This window comes from Bradyrhizobium sp. SUTN9-2 (assembly GCF_003122645.1).
Classification (GTDB): Bacteria; Pseudomonadota; Alphaproteobacteria; order Rhizobiales; family Xanthobacteraceae; genus Bradyrhizobium; species Bradyrhizobium yuanmingense.
On the sequence record NZ_LAXE01000001.1, the window covers coordinates 4,101,847 to 4,119,363 of the forward strand.

Annotated in this window: 15 protein-coding genes; 7 read left to right on the plus strand and 8 right to left on the minus strand. The window is 65.0% G+C overall.

Annotated elements, in window-relative coordinates; all coding sequences use genetic code 11:
* Window positions 1-97 precede the first annotated feature (97 nt).
* The gene (locus XF30_RS19075) at window positions 98-1,210 is read left to right on the plus strand and encodes an alpha/beta hydrolase family protein (RefSeq protein ID WP_036010398.1); all 1,113 of its coding nucleotides are present in this window, start codon (window positions 98-100) and stop codon (window positions 1,208-1,210) included.
* 10 nt (window positions 1,211-1,220) lie between these two features.
* Here the strand turns inward: XF30_RS19075 and XF30_RS19080 are convergent, their stop codons facing one another.
* Complete coding sequence (locus tag XF30_RS19080; RefSeq protein WP_036010395.1) at window positions 1,221-1,727, minus strand: MarR family winged helix-turn-helix transcriptional regulator; 507 nt, start codon at window positions 1,725-1,727, stop codon at window positions 1,221-1,223.
* A gap of 407 nt (window positions 1,728-2,134) precedes the next feature.
* Between XF30_RS19080 and XF30_RS19085 the strand changes: the two genes are divergently transcribed.
* Complete coding sequence (locus XF30_RS19085; protein WP_109143549.1) at window positions 2,135-3,622, plus strand: porin; 1,488 nt, start codon at window positions 2,135-2,137, stop codon at window positions 3,620-3,622.
* Window positions 3,623-3,892: 270 nt separating this feature from the next.
* Here the strand turns inward: XF30_RS19085 and XF30_RS19090 are convergent, their stop codons facing one another.
* The 3 genes from XF30_RS19090 to XF30_RS19100 all read right to left on the minus strand — a co-directional run bounded on the left by XF30_RS19090 (window position 3,893) and on the right by XF30_RS19100 (window position 5,787).
* Window positions 3,893-4,372, minus strand: coding sequence for a GcrA family cell cycle regulator (locus tag XF30_RS19090; RefSeq protein WP_036010389.1), 480 nt, complete (start codon window positions 4,370-4,372; stop codon window positions 3,893-3,895).
* A gap of 75 nt (window positions 4,373-4,447) precedes the next feature.
* Window positions 4,448-4,645: a hypothetical protein gene (locus XF30_RS19095; RefSeq protein ID WP_024341172.1), complete on the minus strand. Its 198-nt coding sequence runs from the start codon at window positions 4,643-4,645 to the stop codon at window positions 4,448-4,450.
* Between the two features lie 200 nt (window positions 4,646-4,845).
* Entirely contained in the window at window positions 4,846-5,787 is a 942-nt protein-coding gene (locus XF30_RS19100; protein ID WP_109143550.1) for an acetamidase/formamidase family protein, read from the minus strand.
* A 168-nt stretch (window positions 5,788-5,955) separates the two neighbouring features.
* Between XF30_RS19100 and XF30_RS19105 the strand changes: the two genes are divergently transcribed.
* From XF30_RS19105 to XF30_RS19115, 3 genes are read left to right on the plus strand one after another with little or no spacing between them, the layout of a single operon-like run.
* Complete coding sequence (locus XF30_RS19105; protein WP_036010382.1) at window positions 5,956-6,723, plus strand: YdcF family protein; 768 nt, start codon at window positions 5,956-5,958, stop codon at window positions 6,721-6,723.
* A gap of 55 nt (window positions 6,724-6,778) precedes the next feature.
* Complete coding sequence (locus XF30_RS19110) at window positions 6,779-7,561, plus strand: DUF169 domain-containing protein (RefSeq protein WP_109143551.1); 783 nt, start codon at window positions 6,779-6,781, stop codon at window positions 7,559-7,561.
* 9 nt (window positions 7,562-7,570) lie between these two features.
* On the plus strand, window positions 7,571-8,749 hold the full coding sequence (locus XF30_RS19115; protein ID WP_109143552.1) for a saccharopine dehydrogenase family protein: 1,179 nt from the start codon (window positions 7,571-7,573) through the stop codon (window positions 8,747-8,749).
* A gap of 82 nt (window positions 8,750-8,831) precedes the next feature.
* Here the strand turns inward: XF30_RS19115 and XF30_RS19120 are convergent, their stop codons facing one another.
* Entirely contained in the window at window positions 8,832-10,046 is a 1,215-nt protein-coding gene (locus tag XF30_RS19120; protein WP_109143553.1) for an FAD-dependent monooxygenase, read from the minus strand.
* A 147-nt stretch (window positions 10,047-10,193) separates the two neighbouring features.
* On the opposite strand from XF30_RS19120, the gene XF30_RS19125 reads away from it, so the two are divergent.
* Window positions 10,194-10,670, plus strand: coding sequence for a MarR family transcriptional regulator (locus XF30_RS19125; protein WP_050995948.1), 477 nt, complete (start codon window positions 10,194-10,196; stop codon window positions 10,668-10,670).
* Here the strand turns inward: XF30_RS19125 and XF30_RS19130 are convergent.
* The 3 genes from XF30_RS19130 to XF30_RS19140 all read right to left on the minus strand — a co-directional run bounded on the left by XF30_RS19130 (window position 10,639) and on the right by XF30_RS19140 (window position 14,853).
* Window positions 10,639-11,895 (minus strand): O-antigen ligase family protein, encoded by a 1,257-nt coding sequence (locus tag XF30_RS19130; protein ID WP_192893188.1) that lies wholly within the window; start codon window positions 11,893-11,895, stop codon window positions 10,639-10,641. The genes XF30_RS19125 and XF30_RS19130 overlap by 32 nt on opposite strands.
* A gap of 155 nt (window positions 11,896-12,050) precedes the next feature.
* Window positions 12,051-13,601 carry an undecaprenyl-phosphate glucose phosphotransferase gene (locus XF30_RS19135; protein ID WP_036025420.1) on the minus strand — a complete coding sequence of 517 codons (1,551 nt, stop codon included), beginning with the start codon at window positions 13,599-13,601 and terminating at the stop codon, window positions 12,051-12,053.
* Between the two features lie 118 nt (window positions 13,602-13,719).
* On the minus strand, window positions 13,720-14,853 hold the full coding sequence (locus tag XF30_RS19140) for a glycosyltransferase family 4 protein (RefSeq protein ID WP_109145776.1): 1,134 nt from the start codon (window positions 14,851-14,853) through the stop codon (window positions 13,720-13,722).
* 202 nt (window positions 14,854-15,055) lie between these two features.
* On the opposite strand from XF30_RS19140, the gene XF30_RS19145 reads away from it, so the two are divergent.
* On the plus strand, window positions 15,056-17,401 hold the full coding sequence (locus XF30_RS19145; RefSeq protein WP_109143555.1) for a GumC family protein: 2,346 nt from the start codon (window positions 15,056-15,058) through the stop codon (window positions 17,399-17,401).
* The last annotated feature ends 116 nt before the right edge of the window (window positions 17,402-17,517 follow it).

The following is a 17,517-nucleotide window of genomic DNA, read 5'->3' on the forward strand; positions in this document are numbered from 1 at the left end:
ATCTCACATGCCTGTAATGACGCGCGCGCCGGCTTGGTCGGCGACTTGAAATGGTTTAGTCAATCGGGGTAACGCGACGATTAGAGCGTAGCTCCCAATGATGCCCGCATGCCTCTCCGACGACTGGACCTTTTGCCCGGAGCGAGAGGACATTTCAGCTGAGTTCACGCGGCTGCTCGCGGCGGCCCAGGAGGGCGGCGCCACGATCGCGGAATGCCTGATGATCGCGCGGCAGCTGAAGCGCGGCGACGACCGCTCCTGGCACCGCGAGTGGAAGAAGCTGGCGCAGACCAATCGGCAGCGCGCGGAGACCGCGTTCGCGGAGGGCCACCGCGCCAGTGCGCAGCGCAATTGGCTGCGCGCCATGAACTATTATGGTGCCGCAGCGATGCCGCTCGATCCCGCCGACGAGCGCCGCTGGGTCGCCGTGCTGGCCATGCAGGAATGCGCGCGCCGCTATCTCGCCGCGCGCAGCCCGGCCGGCGAGGTGGTGACGATACCCTGGCTCGACGGGCACTCGCTGCAGGGATACTTCCTGCCTGCGCCATCGGGGAAGGAGCCGGCGCCGACCGTGATCTGCATCGGCGAGCCCGGCCACCGCAAGGAAGAATTTCTGTTCAAGCTCGTGCCGCACGCGCGCGAGCGTGGCTTCTCGATGCTGGCGCTCGACCTGTTCGGCGACCAGCGCGACGATTTTCTCGAGGCGCTATTGCGGCGCCAGGATCTCGAGAGCGCGATCCCCGGCGTCATGGATTATCTGGAGATGCGGCAGGACGTCGATTTCGCGCGGGTCGGGATCATCGCCGATGGCTGGGGCTCGTCCTTCGTGGCGCGCGCGGTGCTGCAGGAGCCGCGGCTTGCCGCCGCCGTCTGCGACGGCGGCCTGTGGGATCTGCACGAGCGGGCCTTTTTCGCCAGCCGATTCGCGATGAGCGACGTCAGCATCGTCCCTGTGCCGCATGCGCCGCTGATGGCCTCCAGCGCCGACTGCCCGGTGCTGATCACGCTCGGGGAGGACGGCTGGCTCAAGGCCGACCGGGCGCGTCAGCTCGTCCGGAATTCCCGGCTCGGCAGCTCGGATGTCACGCTGAAAGTGTTCACCGCGGCGGAGACCGGCGCCGCGCAGGCCCATGCCGACAATCCGAGCCTTGCCAACGAATATATATTCGACTGGCTGGAATCGCGGCTCCGTGGCGCGGGGCGGATCTAGCGGCGAGCCGTCAGAGGTCCAGGCTGAGGCGGACGCAGGCCTTTTCCAGCCGGGTCTTCAGCGTCGCGAGCTTGGTGGTGAATTCGGCGAGCTCGGCCTCGTCGAACTCCTGGAAGACGAATTCCTTGATGGTCTTGTACTGCTCGTTGAGGCTCGCCAGGTGCTTCTGCGTTTTCTCGGTCAGGGATAGCCGGACCACGCGCGCGTCGGTCGGCGAGGGGCGGCGGCGCAAAAGGCCCTTCTTCTCCAGCAGCTTGGACTGGGTGGTGACGAAGGACGGATCGACGTGGAGGAGCTTGGACACGACGTTGACCGGAATGCCGTCGTCCTTGTCGAGGTCCGAGATGGCCATCAGGATCAGCCATTGCGGTCCGCTGATGCCGAGCGTCCTCGCCCAGAACTGACGCAGCTCCTCGAGATACATGTTGATCGACGATATCTCCCAGGTGAATCGCCTGATGATATCCAGGTTGCCGATGGTGCGCAGGCGCGCGCCTTCCTTCCTCGTCGCGGACACAGCGTCACTCCCGCAAGCTGATTCTCTTTCCGGCTCATTTTCGGCGGGCATAGTCCACGCAACTCTGCTCTGACGCAAGTGCAGAGCAGGGTAATGGTGTCACGAAAACTACAAATATGACCCGATCAGGCTTTTTGGCTCAACACCGCTGTTGCGTTGCGGCCACAGGGTTAGTGAAACCACAAAGCTGATCTAATAAACTATTTTGATTAACGGAACGGCGCGGGCATATTGATCCCGACGGTGGGGGGTTCTCGATCGTCCCGTTGCAGGTGGTTCGCTCACGTCCCTCGCGAATGCAGGTACGTCCGAAAACGCGAAGCGGCCGAGCGGATTTGATGAAGAGACGGGGATCTGGGGGGCCTCACGGTCCGGTCTCCGTGAAATGAGCAACTTGGAGGTTTTAAATGAAAGTGGTGAAGAGCCTTTTGCTCGGCACTGCGGCGGGACTGATCGCCGTTGGTGGAGCTCAGGCGGCTGATCTTCCGGTCAAGGCCAAGGCAGTCGAATACGTGAAGATCTGCTCGCTCTACGGCGCGGGTTTCTACTACATGCCGGGCACCGATACCTGCATCAAGTTTGGTGGTTACATCCGCGCTGACATGCTTCTCGGCGGCGGCGGCGACTATGGCTTCAGGAACAGCTCGAGCAGTGTGAACGGCGGGTCCAACAACCGTCTGACCAACTACTACTACAGCCGCGCTCGTCTGGACTTCAACGTCGATACCCGCACGGCGACCGAATACGGCGTTGTTCGCACCTACGCCGACCTGGTCGTCAGCTACGACTCCACGAACGTCACCGGCAGCAACCCGTCGGCGTTCTCGACCAGTTCGGCCTCGCTCGGTCTCTACCATGCGTTCATCCAGTTCGCGGGCTTCACCTTCGGCCGCACGGTCTCGATCTTCGACGCTCCCTGGCAGAGCTATCCGGCCGGCGGCCCCGATACCCTTCCGGGCGGCTCCAACCACGTCAACGGCGTGAACCAGGTTGCCTACACGGCTGACTTCGGCCAGGGCATCACTGCTTCGTTCGCGCTGCAGGACGAGACCTCGGCGAACAATGGTCAATCGAACCTCTGGAACGTGTCGTCGGGTACGGCGGCGCAGTTCGTGACCGGCGTCTATGGCGCCAGCGCCTGGGGCGGCACGCGCATGCCCGAGGTGATCGGTCAGGTTCGTGTCGACCAGGCCTGGGGTCTGGCGCAGATCTCGGTCGCGGCCCATGAGCTGCATTCAGCCTATTACGGCGCGACTGAAGTGACCGGTCATCCCTCCGACAAGTGGGGCTGGGCCGTGCAGGGCGCCTTGTCGATCAAGAACATCCCGACCGGCGCGGGTGACGTCATCAACCTGCAGGCCGTCTACACCGATGGTGCGACCCGCTACAACTTCCAGAGCCTGTTCCCGCAGAGCTTCTTCATGTTCAGCGGCAGCGGCAACGGCGCGTATCAGAGCACCGGGTTCGCCGGTCTCGCCGACGGCGTGTTCGGAACCGGTACCGGCATCGATACCGTCAAGACCTGGGGCTTCCGTGGCGGTTATACCCACAACTGGAGCCCGAACTGGGCCAGCGCCATCTACGGTGGCTACGCCCAGCTGAAGTACGGCAACACGGGCAAGGCCCTGATCTGCACCAACTTCGCCGCAATCGGGTTGGCCGGTTCGACCTGTAATCCGGACTTCAACTTCGCGGTGGTCGGTGTGAACACCGTGTGGACCCCGGTCAAGGGCCTGGCGTTCACTGCCGACTTGAGCTGGTCGCGTCTGGACCAGAAGTACTCCGGCTTCATCGCGAGCCCGGGCATTGCCAGCGCTGCGAAGCCGGCGGCCGTGTACGAGCTGAAGGACCAGGACTCGGTGAGCATGCTGCTGCGCGCTCAGCGCAACTTCTGATCATCGATCGCGCAAATCGATCGGAGACCCCCGGCGGGAAACCGCCGGGGTTTTTCATGGGCAAGAGTTTCGGAAAATCGAATGCCGTTGCGGAACACGAAGGCGAGCCATGCGATTCCGTCGCGTCAAACTTATTTACTTACTTGAGCTACTAAGCTATATCACTGCCAGCCAGATACGAAAGTTGTGGCTCTTAGCTTCATGCTAAGCCTCCAGAAACCTCCGGCGATGCCCCGCCGGAGGTTTTTTGTTGTCCAGATGCCCGCAACGTCAGCCGCGTATCACGCGGGTGCGCGCCGGCGGCCGGTAGGCGAGGCGGCTGTGGCCGGCGCAATAGGGCTGGCCGTCCGGCGCCGTGTTGCCGCAGAAGCAGAAATCGGCTGCGCCCGGCGTCGAGATCGGCCAGCGGCAGCGATTCTCCGACAGCTCCAGCAACGAGCAGCGGTTGGCCTCGTCGATTGGGCCGGCAAACACCGGCGCATCGGTCTCGCCATAGATCGTGGCGAGCATCTCGTATTGCAGCCGCGGCACGGCCTTGCGCATCCGCGCCGGCGCCAGGCCTTTGTCCTGGACCTTTCGGTCGTCGACCGTCCGGCCGCGCGTCAGATTGAGCCGCGACAATTTGCCGATCACCGCGTTGCGGCTGACGCCGATGTCGGCGGCGATCTCGCGACAGGAGAGGCCGGCCTCGAAGTGCTGCTTCAGGAGTTCGATTCGTTCGTCGGTCCAGGTCGGTGAGAGAACAGGCATTTGTCGGCGATCCCAGGTTGCAGATGTCGGCCATCCGCGGTCTCGAGATCCGTCCGCCTCACGTACCGAGCGCGCTCACGTCCTGCCATTGTCGCGGATCGACAGAAGACCGTCTTTGATGGCGAGACGGATGCCTTCCTCGATCAATGTCCGTGCGACGCCGGGAACGCTGGTGCCGTGGGTGCCCTGTCTCACCAGCTTCTCCAGATACGCGATGGTCGAGAGCGCCAAGGTTACGGGAATGCGGTCAGTCTCGGCTTTTTCGGTGGCCATGGCCCGAACGCTAGCCTCTTACTCGGGTACATAAAAGTAACGATTAAGACTCTATTTAGGTTCGGGGGTGGAAGTCAAATCAGCGCTGGGGCGGAAGCTCACGTGATTGGAATCGCTTGAGAATCGGACACATCACGACGCGCCGCCGGGAAGACCGGGCGGCGGCGTGATGTCGGCAGGTCAGGAAAGGGCGCGGCGGCTCAGCCGTGCACGATCGCCTTTTCGATCATGCAATGGATGCCTTTGGCGCCGTTGACGGTCTGGGTCACCCGGAGATCGGCGGCGAGGCTGCACAGCGTGTAGGCATCCTCGCGCGACAGATTTCGCGTTTCGCCGAGCAGCGCGATCATGTCGCGGAGCGCGCGCACCACGCATTGGTCGAGATCGGGGTCCATCCCCATGGTCATGTAGTGCGCCGGCGTCTCGGCGCGGGGGTAGTCGAGCTTCAGGTCCTTGCGGAGCGTCAGGCGGAAGCGGCCCTGCAGCGCGGTCTCGATCGCGGTGACGCAGACCTCGCCGTCGCCCTGCACGCCATGGCCGTCGCCGCAGGAGAACATTGCCCCCGGCACGAACACCGGCAGATACAGCGTCGCACCGGCTCCAAGCTCCTTGTTGTCGAGATTGCCGCCCATCGCGCGCGGGATCAGCGAGGAGATGCGGCCCCAGCCAGGCGGTGGCGATACGCCCATCACGCCGAAGAACGGCTTCAGCGGCAGGTCGAGGCCCCACGGCATGCGGCCGACCATCCTGGCACGGTCGAGCGGAATGTTCAGGATCCGCGTCTCGTGGAAATCGTCGGGTAGGGTGCCGGACAGCGGCTTGATCATGTTCCAGCCCCAATCCTGCCGGAGCTGCACGTCGAGGATCTCGACCGCGAGCACGTCGCCGGGCTCGGCCCCTTCGATCGCGATCGGACCGGTGAGGATGTGGCCCGGCAGCATGCGTTCGCTCCTGGCATGAACCTCGTGCATCTCGGGCGGAATGTGAAACCTGTCGCGATCAGGCAGCATGTCGGGACCGCCGCTGATGGTGTCGACCGTCACCTCGTCGCCGCTGGCCACGGTGAGGACGGGCTCGAGTGCGGCTTCGAAGAAGCCCCAATGGCAGGTTTCGGGGCTGGAATGCAGGTGATGATGGGTCATTTGCCGCGTCCGGTTGGTTTGATCGGTCCGGGCTTGACCCGGCGATCGATCCTCTTTCAAGAAGGATTTCCGAACAAGGCCGTGCCGGCCAAGCCCGCGCATGGCAGGCACGATCATTCCAGCGAGGCTCCTCTGTTTTTCGCTCTCTCCAAGACCATTGGCGTCGCGCTGCTGCCGATCAATCTTCTGGTCGAGCTCGGAATTGTATCTGTCGTGCTGATGGCGACGCGCTTTGCCGCGTTTGGCCGCCGGCTTGCCGTGACCACGCTGGTGCTGCTGGCGCTCGCAGCGTTCTCGCCGCTCGGCAATCTCCTGATCTACCCGCTGGAGTCGCGCTTCCCGGCGTGGGACGCCTCGCGCGGCGCGCCCGACGGCATCATCGTGCTCGGCGGCTCGGTCGACACCGATCTGTCGGCGGCGCATCGCACGCCGGTCGTCGCGCACGCGGCCGATCGTCTGTTTGCGCCGGCCGAGCTTGCGCGCCGCTACCCCAATGCGCGCATCGTCTTCACCGGCGGCTCCGCGAACCTGGTGTCGAGCGAGGCCAGGGAGGCCGACTATTCCGCGCCGATCCTGGAGAATCTCGGCATCGCGAAGGACCGCCTGATCCTCGAGCGTAACTCCCGCAACACCTGGGAGAATGCGATCTTCACCAAGCAATTGGTATCGCCAAAGCCCGGCGAGCGCTGGCTCCTGGTGACGTCGGCCTTCCATATGCCGCGCTCGATGGGAATCTTCCGCAAGGCCGGATTTGACGTCGAGGCCTATCCGGTGGACTGGCGGATGGGAGGACGTGAGGATCTATTCTCCTTCACCAACATGGGCGCGGACGGCTTGAGACGAACCGAAGTTGCGGTGCGCGAGTGGATCGGTCTTACCGCTTACCGTCTGATGGGCAGGATCTCCGAGTTGCTTCCGGGACCGGGCAGGGACTAGAACAAAGCCGCAAAACAAGAATACGCGGCGCACCATCGCCGGCGCGGAGGAAGCCATGCAACAGCAGAGTACGGGCAGGATCGACCTTGCCGGCCTCGTCGCCGATCTCAACAGCCTGCTGCGGCTGAAGACGAACGTGATCGGCATGAAGCTGTTCGCGAGCGTCGCAGAAATGGAGGCGATCCCGAAGATCCGCCGCCCGAACGCAATTCACACCACCGATCAGATTGTCAGCATGGCCGCGCGCCTGGGCTGGACCGTCGGCATCACCGCCGACGATCTCGTAGGCGCCCAATGCCGCGCGGTGATCGGTCTTGCGCCGCAGGACGAGAAATGGCTCGCCGGCGAAAACTATGTCGGGGTCTGGCACAGCACGGCGGAGGACGCGCGCAACCGCCAGGCGGCGCTGGACGTGGTTCCGTTCGGGCACTATCAGGCGCTCGCCGTCAGCCCGCTCGCGAGCGGCCGGCTCGATCCTCCCGATATCTGCCTCGTCTATGCGACGCCGGGGCAGATGATCATCCTGATCAACGGGCTGCAATATACCGGCTACAAGAAGTTCGAATGGGGCGTGGTCGGCGAGACCGCCTGCGCGGATTCCTGGGGGCGGGCGCTCAAGACCGGGGAGCCCAGCCTGTCCTTGCCATGCTATGCCGAACGGCGCTATGGCGGCGTGCCGGACGAGGAGATGCTGATGGCATTGAAGCCCTCGCATCTCGCCAAGGCAATCGAGGGCATGAAGGCGCTGGCGAAGAACGGCCTGCGCTACCCGATCCCGCCCTATGGCATTCAAAGCGACGTCCGTGCCGGCATGGGCGTGAGCTACGCGAAGAAGTAAAGGCCGATCATGAGCTCTGCGAAATTCGACATCGTCGTCTACGGCGCGACCGGCTTCACCGGCCAGCTCGTCGCCGAATATCTGGCGGCGCATTACAAGGACGACAAGGCGCTGAAATGGGCGATGGCGGGCCGCAGCCTCGACAAGCTGAAATCGGTGCGCGATGGGATCGGCGCGCCGGCCGACACGCCGCTGATCGTGGCGGATGCGTCGGATGCGGCGTCGCTGAAGGCGATGGTGGCGCAAACCAAATCGGTGATCACGACGGTCGGCCCCTACCAGTTCTACGGCGAGGACCTGTTAGCTGCCTGCGTCGCTGCGGGTGTCGATTATTTCGATCTCTGCGGCGAGCCGGTCTGGATGCGGCAGATGATCGACAAGTACGAGGCGGCGGCCAAGGCGAGCGGCGCGCGCATCGTGTTCTCCTGCGGCTATGATTCCGTGCCGTTCGAGCTCGGCACCTTCTTCGTGCAGGAGGAAGCCAGGCGCGTGTTCGGCGCGCCGGCACCGCGCGTGAAGGGCCGCGTGCGCGACATGCGCGGCACGTTGTCAGGCGGCACGGCGGCGAGCGCGAAGGCGACCTTCGACGCCGTCGCCAAGGATCTCAGCCTCGTCGCCATCCTCAACGACCACTTCGCGCTGACGCCTGATTTCACCGGCCCGAAGCAGCCCAAGGGCAACAGGGCGGTCTTCGAGGAGGACCTGCAATCCTGGGCCGCGCCGTTCATGATGGCGCTGATCAACACCCGCAACGTCCATCGCTCCAACATGCTGATGGGCTTTCCCTACGGGAAGGACTTCGTCTACGACGAGATGGTGCTGACTGGCCCCGGCGAGAAGGGTGAGGCCAACGCCAAGCGCGTGATGGCGGCTAACGCCGAGAAGACCGGACCGAACGCGCCGAAGCCGGGCGAGGGGCCGTCGAAGGAGGAGCGGGAGAACGGCCTGTTCAATCTGCTCTATGTCGCGATCGCCCCCGACGGCCGCATGGTCCGCGCCGGCGTCACCGGAGACCGCGATCCCGGCTACGGCTCGACCTCCAAGATGATCTCCGAATGCGCGATCTGCCTGCTGCGCGATGCGAGCGATGTGCCGGGTGGGATCTGGACGCCGGGCGCAGCGATGCAGCACAAGCTGATCAAGCGGCTGCAGGACAATGCCGGGCTGACGTTCAAAGTGGAGAGCTAGGTTGGCTCTCGTAGGGTGGGCAAAGGCGCAACGCGCCGTGCCCACCATCTCTCGGTGGTGGGCACGCTGCGCTTTGCCCACCCTACGGCACCGTCTCTGTCACGCCCGCCCGCGCATCGTACGCGTACATGAAGTCCATGCCCTTGGCGCCCAGCGGCAGCAGCCATTTCAGCATCTGATTGCGCATCCAGGCGCCGGTGGCGCTGAACTCGCGCTTGTTGTTGCCGTTGCGGCGGGCGATCGCGACGATCTTCTCGGTGCGCGGGCGGCGCTCGGCCTCGAAGGCCTGGAAGGTGGCGCCGAGTTCCTGGCCCTCCTGCATCAGCCGCGCGAAGCGCAACGCGTCCTCCAGCGCCAGCGAGGCGCCCTGGCCGGCATGGGGGCTGGTCGCGTGCGCGGCATCGCCGATCAGAAGCGAACGCTTGCGCGACCATGTCGGCAGGGTCGCGACGTCGAGCGTGTCGGTGACCACGATGTTCTCGGCCGTTTCGATGATGGCGGGGATCGGATCATGCCAGCCGTGATGGAAGCTGTGCAGATGCTGCTTCAGCGTCGCATGGTCGAGCGCGCGGAACGTCGCCGCGTCCATGCCGTGCGCCGGCTGCGTGCTCCACCACATCACGCCGTCTTTCGGATCGGAGCTGCAATAGCCGTAGCCGAAGAAGCCGCTCTGTCCGAACGTCGTTTCGACGTGCTGGCCGATGGATCTGCCGTCGAGCACGGCGTGCGGCACGAAGCCGCCGAAGCCGATCAGGCCGGTGTCGAACGGCTGCGGGCCGTCGGGCACGACCTGGCGGCGCACGACCGAGTGCACGCCGTCGGCGCCGATCAGGAAGTCGCCTTCGGCGGCGGTGCCGTCGGCGAAGTAGGCGATGATCGGCTGGTCGCCGCGGTCCTCGATCTTGATCAGGCGCTTCTCGAAACAGAGCGAGACAGAGGCGCACCAGGCCTTGTCGATCAGGATCTCGTTCAGCGTGGCGCGCGCGATGTTGACGGCCGGCTGGCCGAAGCGCCGCGCCAGGTCGCGGTTGATCGAGCCGAGCTTCTCGCCGCCCTGCGAATAGAAGTTGAAGGCTTCCGCGACCGAGCCGCGGTCGATCAGCTGCTTCGCCAGCCCGATCTCGTCCAGGACATGCATGCCGTTCGGTGCGATCTGCAGGCCGCCGCCGGTCCCTTTCGAATAGGGCCAGGCCTCGTAGATCGCGGATTCGATGCCGGCGCGGCGCAGCAGGATCGCGGCGACGGGGCCGGCGATGCCGGCGCCGATGATCAACGCCTTGCTGGGACGGTGGGCCATGGCTTGCTCCCGACGTTTCCGTGGTGCTAGGAGAAATTACGGTCACTAATTATCTTAGTGACTAAGATATATATTGCCTAAGAGATGAGGTGGGCCTTGTCAAGGACGAAGGCGCGCGCTGCGCTGCTGCAGGAACTCGAGGACGCCATGCGCAGGTCCTCCGCGCAGGGCGTGCTCTACGGACAGACCGTTGCCAACGTTGCCGGAATTGCCAATTCCGATCTCGAATGCATGGACATCCTGTATCTCGAAGGCCGCGTCACGGCAGGGCGGCTCGCCGAGGTCACCGGCCTGACCACCGGTGCCATCACCGGTGTTGTCGACCGGCTCGAAAAGGCGGGCCTAGTGCGGCGCGAAAGAGACGAGAAGGATCGTCGCAAGGTCTTCATCACGGTCGTGCCGGAGGCGATCGCCGGCCTCGGCCAGTATTACGTGCCGATGCAGCAGGCGATGGAGAACGTCTGCAACGGCTATTCCGACGAGGAATTGCGGCTGCTGCTTCGCTTCTCCAATGAAGCATACAAGGGCACGCTCGCGGCGACCGAGGCACTGAAAGGTCTGCTCGACACGCCGCCGGAAAAGCGGCCGGATCTCAAGCTGAAGAAGCGTCCTCGCCGGACCTGAGCTTGTAGGCTTGCGCGGCTGCGATCATCCCCCACACTGCGCCCAGCATCATCCAGAAGTGCCGCCAGTGGTCGGTGTCGATCACGAAGCTTTCGCCGACGGTGCCGAGGAAGGCGGAAAAGATCGCGAGGTAGGCGCGCTGCCACGGCACACGGATGAAGACGTGGCGGAAACCCATGATGACGGTGGTGAAGACCAGCGCGGGATAGCACACGCCGGAGAGCCAGCCGCCGGACATGAAGGCGTTGAGGTAGGAGTTGTGGGTGTCCTCGGGGAAGTAGCGGTTGAATTGCAGTGGACCGATGCCGAACGGCAGATCGAGCGCCATCTCCGCACCCAGGATGTGCCGGCCGAACCGGCCGAAGCGGCCTTCGTCATAGCTCTGGCCGAAGCTCGCGCGCTGCTTGAACATCTCCGCCGTGGAATCGAACGACAGCAGCACGGCGATCAGCGCGAGGCCGAGCACCGCGGCGACGATCGCCATGATGACGATGCGCGAGCGTTGCGCATTGGTGCGGCTGGTCAGCACCATCAGCGCCAGCATGAAGGCGGAGGTCAGCACCAGGCCGCCCCAGGCCGCACGCGAGAAGGCGAGCAGGATCGCCAGAGACATGATGCCGAAGGCGATGACGTTGCGGAATGCCTTGGCCAGTTTATCGGAGACCACGCTCTGAAGCGCGAACAGCGCCGGCAGGATCAGGTAGGCGCCGAGCACGTTCGGGTCCTTGAAGGTGCCGCGCGCGCGGCCGTAGAGCGTCAAGAGCTCGTTGCCGCCGGGAACCAGGTGGAAGTAGCCGGCCATCGCCAGCAGCGAGGCAATCATCGCGCCGACCACGAGGCCGCGGCGCAGCATGTCGAGCCGGGCCTCGGTGTCCTCGGAGATGACCATGGCGAAGAACAATACGGTCACCGCCATGTACCAGGAGGTCGCGATCCAGCTCACCACCTCCGTCCGCTCGTACAGCGGAATCGCGCTGATGGTGTAGCCGACATTGAGCAGGATCAGCATCAACAGCAGCGGCATCAGCACGAGACGCAGGCGCAGGCCGGTGGCGAAAAAGGTGACGGTCGCGAGCAGCGTCGCGATCTCGTAAGGGCTCGGCTCGATGAAGACGATGGCGCCAGAGGCGCCGACCAGCCACACCAGCGCGCGCTGCAACGCCAGCACGCCGGGCGCGGCCGTTGCGGCTGCGTTCACTCCACCGGCTGTCGCCGCATACGCCATCACACGCTCATACGCTTACGCAACTCATGCGCCACAACACAGCCGTCATCGCCCGGCTTGACCGGGCGATCCAGTACTCCGCGGCGCCTATCGTGGAAACCACTGGCGCTACGGAGTACTGGATGCCCCGCCTACGCGGGGCATGACAGAGAAACTCAATACGCGTTCTCGTTCTTGGTCAGCAGCGAGATCGGCGTCTTCAGGAGAATGACGAGGTCGAACAGCACCGACCAGTTCTCGATGTAATAGAGGTCGAACTCGACGCGCTTCTGGATCTTCTCTTCGTTGTCGATCTCGCCGCGCCAGCCGTTGATCTGGGCCCAACCGGTGATGCCCGGCTTGACGCGGTGGCGGGCGAAATAGCCGTCCACGGCTTCGTCGAACAGCCGGCTCTGCAGCTTGCCCTGCACCGCATGCGGGCGCGGGCCGACCAGCGACAGATTGCCTGAAAACACCACGTTGAAGAGCTGCGGCAGCTCGTCCAGGCTGGTCTTGCGGATGAAGCGGCCGACGCGGGTGACGCGCGGATCGTTCTTGGTCACCACCTTCGAGGCGGTCGGGTCGGCCTGATGGTGGTACATCGAGCGGAACTTGTAGACGTCGATGCGCTCGTTGTTGAAGCCGAACCGCTTCTGTCGGAACAGCACCGGGCCGGGGCTGTCGAGCTTCACCGCGAGCGCAACCAACGCCATCACCGGCAGGGCTGCGAGCAGCGCAAGGCTGCCGACAATACGGTCGAACAGCCATTTCATCACCAGGTCCCAATCGGTGATCGGCGCCTCGAACACGTCGAGCGTCGGCACCTCGCCGAGATAGGAATAGGAGCGGGGCCGAAAGCGCAGCTTGTTGGTGTGCGCGGAGAGGCGGATATCGACCGGAAGCACCCAGAGCTTCTTCAGCATCTCCAGGATGCGGGTCTCCGCCGAGATCGGCAGCGCGAACAGCACGAGGTCGACGCGGGTGCGGCGGGCGAACTCGACGATGTCGTCGACCTTGCCGAGCTTGCGCGCGCCGGCGCAGGTGTCGAGCGCGCGGCTGTCGTTGCGGTCGTCGAACACGCCGAGCACGTGGATGTCGGAATCCTCCTGCGCCTTCAGCGCCTCGACCAGCTGCTCGCCGTTGCTGTCGGAGCCGACGATGATGGTGCGGCGGTCGAGCCGGCCCTGGCGCGCCCAGGCGCGGACCAGCGCGCGCAGCACCAGGCGCTCGGCAATCAACGCGGCGAGTCCGAGGAAGTAGAAGGCGGCGAGCCACAGCCGCGAGATTTCGCTGCCGAACTTGGCGAAGAAGGAGATGCCGATGAAGAGCAGGAAGACGAACGACCAGGACGAGATCATCCGCGTCATCTGCCGGAGCTGACCACGGAACAGCTGCACCTGGTAGATGTCGGCAGCCTGGAAGCAGACCACGGCGGCGATGGCGACGGCGATGACCTCGGCTGGATAGATCCAGCTGAACGCCCCCGCGAGCGGCATGACGTAGCCGAGATAGATTGCGATGCCGACGAGGCTCAGCAGCGCGAAATCGGCAAGGCGCACGAAGCCGGCGATCACGATCGGCGAATAGGCGCGGGCGACCTTCTGGTTGACGACGTCGAGCGCGGCAGGCGAGAGCCGGCGACGACGCTCCACGAAGGGCTGGTCAGCAGGCTTTGCCGCAGCGCTGGCCGCGGCATCGAGCATCGAGCGTGCGTTGAGCGGTTCCACGGGCGTTCACGTCCATTCCAGAACCCGCGGCACGGCATTGCGCGCCCGGGCAAGCATACCCTGGCGCTTCGATTATCGAACAAATCGGAAGATTCTCTAAAGCTGGACTTAAGGATGGTTAATGATTGGCAAATGCGTCGCGATAGCCGGCGAGCACGCCCTCGACCATCGCGGCTTGCGAGAAGTGCGCCGAGATGCGCTCGCGCAAGGAAAGTGCGCGTTGCGCGGTGGTTTGCGGATCGTCCAGCGCTGAGGCGATCGCCTCCGCCATGGCCTCGGGATCGCTCGGGCCGAACAGTGCGGGGCTGTCGACGCCCAGGATCTCGGGAATGCCGCCGATCTTGGATGCGATCATCGGAATGCCCGCGGCCCCGGCCTCGATCACGACATAAGGCATGGAATCGCCGCGCGAGGGGACGACGAGCAGCCGCCCCTTGGAGAAGCCGTAGCGCGCCTTGACGTGACCGATGAAGCGGATGGCGTTCGCCAGGCCGAGCCGCTCGACCTGCGCCTTCAGCGCGGCCGTCTCCTCGCCGTCGCCGCCGAGCGTGAGCGTGACCTTCTTGCCGCCCTCGTGCAGGCGCGCCACGGCATCGACCAGCAGGTCGGCGCCCTTGATGTGCCTGAACTCGCCGACATAGCACAGGTCGGTCGCATCCTCGGCGGTGATGACCGGCTCGAATTCCTCCGGCGTCACGCCGTTGAAGACGCAATGCACCACGCCCTTGGGCGTGCCGACGATACGCTGATAGGTGTCGCGCGCAAAGGCACTCTCGAACAGGAACAGGTCCGTGGAGTCCATCAGCGCGCGTTCGAGCCGCGCGTAGAACTCGCCCTTGAAGGTGTTGAGCGGATAATGCAGCGAGCCGCCATGCGGGGTGTAGATCCGGATCGTGGCGTCCGAGCGCCGCCGCATGCGGATGAAGGCACCGGCCTTGGCGCCGTGGCCGTGCAGCACGTCGGGCTTGAGCGTGGCGATGAGCCGCCGCATGCGGAGCCATACCAGGACGTCATCGGGCGACGGCTCGCGGCGGATCGCCATGCGGTGGACGCCGAGCTTCAGGCGCGGCGCAAGCTCGGTCAGCGCCTTGTCGGCGCGCTCGCCGCCGGTGAGGCTGTCGGCGAGGATGCCGACATGATGGCCGCGGTCAACCTGGCCGTTGGCGACGTCGAGGATGTGGCGGAAGATGCCGCCGACCGGAGCGCGCACGGCGTGAAGGATGCGAAGCGGCCGGTCGGGAGAGGGGGGCATGATCAAAACCAGCTCGACGGCAACTTGCCGAACAATTCTCACGAAATAATCGAGATGGATTAAGGGGCCTCGTGGTTAACAAACGGTGACGGGACGACGCGCGCAAGGCGCGTGTCGTCCCGATTAACCCAGCGGCAACCTTAATGGAGTGTAATCGCCCCGGTTGAGGTAGAGTCGCAGCATTGCCCTGCGGGAGTGTTCGATGCGTTTAGCGTTCTGGCGTGCCGGCAAGGACAAGGCTGTGATCGCGCGGGCCGTCGCGAAGTCCAAAGGCGAAGCTGCGCCCAAGAGCGAAGCGAAGGCTGAAAAGCGCGAAGCGGAAGCCGAAAAGATCGAAGCCAAGGTTGAGGCCAAGATCGAAGCGAAGCCCGAAGCGAAGCCCGCGCCCGTCATCGCCAAGCCTGGACAGGTCGAATCCGGCGACATCGACCTGCACGCGCTCGGTGCGGCCCTGGCGCGCAAGCGCGGCTGGGTCATCGTGCCGACGGTGCTGGCGCTCGTTGCCTCGCTCGCCATCGTCAATCTCGTCACGCCGCGCTACAAATCTGAAACCCGGATTCTGATCGACGGCCGCGAGAACGTGTTCCTGCGTCCGAACAGCGACCGCACCGAGGAGCGGCAGGCGCTCGATGCCGAGGCCGTCACCAGCCAGGTGCAACTGGTGCTGTCGCGCGATCTGGCGCGCGAAATCATCAAGAAGAACAAGCTCGCCGAGCGCCCCGAATTCGACCCCGTCCTGCAGGGCATCTCGCCGCTCAAGTCGCTTGCCGCGCTCGTCGGTATCGTCCGCGATCCGTTCGCGATGACGCCGGAAGAGCGCGTGCTCGATTCCTATTACGAGCGACTTTCGGCCTACGCCGTCGACAAGTCGCGCGTGATCGTGGTCGAATTCCAGTCCGCCGATCCCGAGCTCGCCGCGCGCGTCGCCAACTCGATCGCCGACGGCTATCTCGTGCTGCAGCAGGCCGCGCGCCAGGAGCAGGCCAAGAACGCCAGCCAATGGCTGGCCGGCGAGATCGAGAGTTTGCGCAAGAAGGTCTCGGACGCCGAGGCGCGGGTCGAGGACTTCCGTTCCAAGTCCAGCCTGTTCATCGGAACCAACAACACCACGCTGTCGAACCAGCAGATGGGCGAGGTCAATACCCAGCTCAACAATGCGCGCTCGATGAAGGCGGATGCGGAATCCAAGGCACGGCTGATCAAGGAGATGCTCCAGAGCGGCAAGCCGATCGAGGCGTCCGAGGTCGTGAACTCCGAATTGATGCGCCGGCTGTCGGAGCAGAGGGTGACGCTGCGGGCGCAGCTCGCCGAGCAATCGTCGACGCTGCTCGGCAATCATCCCCGGATCAAGGAGCTGAAGGCTCAGCTCGGCGACCTCGACAATCAGATCCGCGATGAAGCCGCCAAGATCTCGCGCTCGCTCGAGAACGACTCCCGCATCGCCAGCGGCCGGGTCGATGGCCTCACCGTGAGCCTCGAGCAGCTCAAGAAGCAGGCGGCCTCCACCAACGGCCAGGACGTCCAGCTCCGCGCGCTGGAGCGGGAAGCCAAGGCGCAGCGCGATCTGCTCGAGACCTATCTTGCCAAGTACCGCGAGGCCAATACCCGCGAGACCATCGACACCGCGCCGACCGACGGCCGCATCATCTCGCGTGCGATTGTCTCGAACACGCCGGCCTATCCGAAGAAGCTGCCGATCGTGCTGATCGCAACGATCGCAACGCTGCTGCTCTCGTCCGGCGTCGTCGTCACCGGCGAGCTGCTGCGCCAGACCGCGCCGGGCGCGGCAATGGGCTCCGCGCAGACGCCGGTGCGCGAGGAGCCGCTGGTCGTTGAGCGGGCCATCGAGCCCGTGGTCGAAAGGGGCGGCGAACCAATGTTGGATCCGGTCTTGGCGGAGCCCGCGCCGCTGCAGCCGGAGATGGCGGCCGATTTGGATACGAGTGAATTCGCCGAGATCGAGCGTCTGGCCGACGATCTGCGTGCCGCGGGCGCTGCGGCCAAGAAGGTTACGGTGCTCGGCACGGCGCCCGGCGAGGCCATCACGCTGTCGACGCTGACGCTGGCGCGGAACCTGGCGCGCGATGTACGCGTCGTCGTGGTCGATCTCGCCGCCTCCTCGCCGACCATTGCCGCAGTCTCCGCCGATGCGCAGGCTCCGGGCCTTGCCGAACTGATGCAGGGCGAAGCCTCGTTCGCGCAAGTCATCACCCGGGACAAGCTGTCGCGGCTGCATCTGGTGATGGCCGGCCGTCCCGGCTTCGACCGCAGCCTGCTGCAGTCGCCGCGCGTCGCACTCGCGATCGACGCGCTGCTGCGGGCTTACGACCACGTGCTGATCGATGCCGGCAGCGCCTCGGACCTGCCGGTCGACCTGTTGACGGCCCATGCCCGCGCCGTCGTGGTGCCCGATGCGTCGATGGCGGCGGATGCGCGCGCGCAGATGTGCGAGCAGCTTAGAGCCGTCGGCTTCAGCGCGGTGGCGATGCTGAGCAAGCCGGTGCAGCCGTCCGATGCCGCCGAGACGCCGCGCGTGGTGGCGGCGTAGGCTTTCTTACCCTCTCCCGTTGTGGGAGAGGGTGGCTCGCCGCGTTAGCGGCGAGACGGGTGAGGGGTATCTCTCCGCGAGTTCACCTTTCCATTCGAGCTCGCGGAGGCATACCC

What these genes read in the sequence shown, in the direction of transcription:
- XF30_RS19075 (WP_036010398.1), top strand. Translation starts at nt 98, where the DNA reads ATGATGCCCGCATGCCTCTCCGACGACTGGACCTTTTGCCCGGAGCGA.
- XF30_RS19085 (WP_109143549.1), top strand. Translation starts at nt 2,135, where the DNA reads ATGAAAGTGGTGAAGAGCCTTTTGCTCGGCACTGCGGCGGGACTGATC.
- XF30_RS19090 (WP_036010389.1), bottom strand. Translation starts at nt 4,372, where the DNA reads ATGCCTGTTCTCTCACCGACCTGGACCGACGAACGAATCGAACTCCTG.
- XF30_RS19095 (WP_024341172.1), bottom strand. Translation starts at nt 4,645, where the DNA reads ATGGCCACCGAAAAAGCCGAGACTGACCGCATTCCCGTAACCTTGGCG.
- XF30_RS19100 (WP_109143550.1), bottom strand. Translation starts at nt 5,787, where the DNA reads ATGACCCATCATCACCTGCATTCCAGCCCCGAAACCTGCCATTGGGGC.
- XF30_RS19110 (WP_109143551.1), top strand. Translation starts at nt 6,779, where the DNA reads ATGCAACAGCAGAGTACGGGCAGGATCGACCTTGCCGGCCTCGTCGCC.
- XF30_RS19115 (WP_109143552.1), top strand. Translation starts at nt 7,571, where the DNA reads ATGAGCTCTGCGAAATTCGACATCGTCGTCTACGGCGCGACCGGCTTC.
- XF30_RS19120 (WP_109143553.1), bottom strand. Translation starts at nt 10,046, where the DNA reads ATGGCCCACCGTCCCAGCAAGGCGTTGATCATCGGCGCCGGCATCGCC.
- XF30_RS19125 (WP_050995948.1), top strand. Translation starts at nt 10,194, where the DNA reads ATGCGCAGGTCCTCCGCGCAGGGCGTGCTCTACGGACAGACCGTTGCC.
- XF30_RS19130 (WP_192893188.1), bottom strand. Translation starts at nt 11,895, where the DNA reads ATGGCGTATGCGGCGACAGCCGGTGGAGTGAACGCAGCCGCAACGGCC.
- XF30_RS19140 (WP_109145776.1), bottom strand. Translation starts at nt 14,853, where the DNA reads ATGCCCCCCTCTCCCGACCGGCCGCTTCGCATCCTTCACGCCGTGCGC.
- XF30_RS19145 (WP_109143555.1), top strand. Translation starts at nt 15,056, where the DNA reads ATGCGTTTAGCGTTCTGGCGTGCCGGCAAGGACAAGGCTGTGATCGCG.